Origin of the sequence: Saccharopolyspora sp., from assembly GCF_017434145.1 — a bacterium.
Taxonomy (GTDB): Bacteria; Actinomycetota; Actinomycetes; order Mycobacteriales; family Pseudonocardiaceae; genus Saccharopolyspora_C; species Saccharopolyspora_C galaxeae.
Window position 1 is genome coordinate 1 of sequence record NZ_JAFRFW010000459.1, and the last position, 2,750, is coordinate 2,750.

2 protein-coding genes and 1 pseudogene are annotated in these 2,750 nt (G+C 72.1%); 2 read left to right on the forward strand and 1 reads right to left on the reverse strand.

Going from position 1 to position 2,750, the window contains the following annotated elements; translation table 11 throughout:
* Nucleotides 1–898 (reverse strand): glutamate-cysteine ligase family protein (locus tag IJH84_RS12685; RefSeq protein WP_295144419.1); only part of this gene is annotated, 898 nt, incomplete at its 3' end.
* Nucleotides 899–1,134: 236 nt separating this feature from the next.
* On the opposite strand from IJH84_RS12685, the gene IJH84_RS12690 reads away from it, so the two are divergent.
* Together IJH84_RS12690 and IJH84_RS12695 are read left to right on the forward strand one after the other, a co-directional pair.
* On the forward strand, nucleotides 1,135–1,728 hold the full coding sequence (locus IJH84_RS12690) for a TetR/AcrR family transcriptional regulator (protein WP_295144422.1): 594 nt from the start codon (nucleotides 1,135–1,137) through the stop codon (nucleotides 1,726–1,728).
* Between the two features lie 164 nt (nucleotides 1,729–1,892).
* Nucleotides 1,893–2,750 (forward strand): annotated as a pseudogene (locus IJH84_RS12695) (FUSC family protein); the annotation flags it as partial.

The following is a 2,750-nucleotide window of genomic DNA, read 5'->3' on the forward strand; positions in this document are numbered from 1 at the left end:
AGTCCAAGTCGTCCGTCGTCGGCGGGCTGGGCAGCGCCCCGCCGATCCACTCGGCGAAGGTCACCCCGCCCGGCACCCGCCAGTCCTCCCCGTCGCGGCGCAGGCACAGCAGCGCGGTGTCGAGCACCCGCCGCGCCCAATCCGCGGCCGGATCGGCGGTGGCCGGACCGGGCCGCATCCGCGGCGCGTCGGTGCGCAGCAGCGACCGGGTCCGCGCCGAGGCCCACCCGGTCGGCTCGCCGAACAGCCGGGGCGAGTTCGCGAAGGCCGCGATGAACACCGGGCCGAGCGCGTGCAACGCGGCCCAGCGCGCCGCCACCCGGTGCGGCTCGCCGGCGTCCACGCACACCTGCACGCCCGCGGTGCTGCACATCATCAGCCGCCCGCCGATCCCGATGCGGTCGAACGCGCACTCCATCGCCGCGTAGCGCGGCACGTTCAGCAGCCGGTGCGGAGTGCGCCAAGGATCGGTGCCCTGTTCCCCCAGAACCAGGTCGGCGCCGGCGAGCCTGCGGCGGACGTGCTCCGCGTCGGCGGCGACGGTGTCGAACAGGGAATGCATCGAATGCGCGGGAAGACTGGATACCTCGACCTGGCCACCGGGTTCGACGGTGAGCGCGGAACCGTTCGGCAACGGGCGCTGCGGGGAGTCCGGGACCAGGGAGTTGGGAGCGTGCGGGCCGAGTGCGCGGATCAGCGCGTCGGCGTCGAGTGGCCTGCGCGGATCGTCGGCGTGGTGGACGGTCCATTCGAGCTCGACGCCGAGCAGTCGCGGAGGCCCGTGCTTGAAGCACACCGACGCGACGTAGGCCTCGGCGTCGGCCCGTGTCCGGATGCGGGAGTTGGGAACCTCGGCGGACGGATGAGCGCCGGTCTGCGGGTCGATCGACACGGTCATGCAGGTCACCACCTGTAGTGGGTCGGCCACCGACGCTACCGGCGCCCATGCCCGGCCGCACCCGTCCGCTGCCGAGCGGGTTCCGGCCAGCGCGGCGATCGGCCACGAGGGGCGTTCGCGCGGTGTCGTGCGGACGTGCGATGTCCGTGCGCGATACTTCCGCACCGGGGTGCGGCTTGCCAACAATACGTACGTACTGATTGCATTCCGCACCACCGAGCTGCCACGATCAATGGATGCCCAGGGTCAGTCAGGATCACCTCCAGGCCAGGCGCCGCCAGATCCTCGACGGCGCCCGGAGCTGCTTCGCGCGGCACGGCTACGAGGGTGCCACGGTGCGCCGGCTGGAAGACGCCACCGCGCTGTCCCGTGGCGCGATCTTCCACCACTTCAAGGACAAGGAGTCGCTGTTCCTGGCGCTGGCCGAGGACGACGCCTCCCGGATGGCCGACGTCGTCGCCGAGCAGGGCCTGGTGCAGGTGATGCGCGATCTGCTCGCCGACCGCACCCCCGGCGGCGGGGCCGAGCCGGAGGCCGACTGGCTCGGCACCCGGCTGGAGGTGTCCCGGCGGCTGCGCACCGACACCGATTTCCGCACCCGGTGGGCGCAGCGCTCGGAGCAGCTCACCGCGGCCACCAAGGCCCGGCTGCAGTGGCAGCGCGACTCCGGCAACCTGCGCGACGACGTCGACGTCGACGTGCTCACCGCCTACCTGGAACTGGTGCTGGAAGGGCTGGTCTCGCACCTGGCGATGGGGCTGCCCGCCGACGACCTGGGGCCGGTGCTGGACGTGGTCGAGGAGAGCGTGCGGCGGCACCGGGCGCACTGAGCCGTAGCGAGCGGCTGGCGACCTCGATCGACGGGCCGGCTCGACCGTTCGGCCACCTCGGTCGACGGGCCACCCCGGCGCCGCCGCCTGCGGCAAGCGGGCCGTTGGTACCGCGCGCGGCGTAAGGTCGCACCGGGAGCGGACGGAAAGGAGCGCGCGCGGGCATGATCAGCGAGTGGTGGAACCGCTTCCTCGCCTCCGATCCCGCGTTGCGCCGGTTGCGCAACGCCGTGCGCGTCACGGCCGCCACCGGACTCACCCTGCTGGTGGTGCTACCGTTGCTGCTGCTGTGGCAGCAGCCCATTCCGGTCGGGATGGTCTCCGCGGTGGTGGCGATCAACTCCTGCACCGCGGTCAACGACGACACCGAGGCCGAGCGCAAGCTGACCACGCTGCTCATGCCGATCCCCGCGATGATCTCGCTGGCGCTGGCGACCAGCACCACCAGCCTGCCGTTGCTGCACGTGGGGCTGTTCCTGCCCGTCGTGTTCGTCGCGACCTACATCCGGCGGTTCGGCTCGCGCTACTTCGCCTTCGGGATGGTCGCGTTCATGGGCTACTTCTTCGCCATGTTCGTGCGTCCGCAGCTGCCGCAGCTGCCCGCGCTGGCGCTGGCGGTGGTCTCCGGTGCGCTCAGCGCCTACCTGATGCGGTTCGTCGTGTTGCGCGACAACCCGCGCGGCGTGCTCGAACGGGGGCGGCGAACGTTGCGAGCGCAGGTGCACGGGCTGCTGCACGACGTCCGCGACGTGGCGCAGAACCCGGACGTGCAGCGGCACCGCAGGCGGTTGCAACACCGCTCGGTGCGGTTGAACGAGACGGCGCTGATGCTGGAGAACAACGTCGCCGAGCTGCCCGGGCTCGACGAGCAAGGCCGTGAGCTGCTGCGCCGGCGGGTGCTGGCGGTGGAGCTCGCCGCGGAGAACACGCTCACACCGCTGATGCGCGTGCTGGACCACCCCAGCGGTGGTGGTGCTGTGTCGCACGCGATCGCGGGGCTGCTCGCGCTGGTGCAGAGCGAT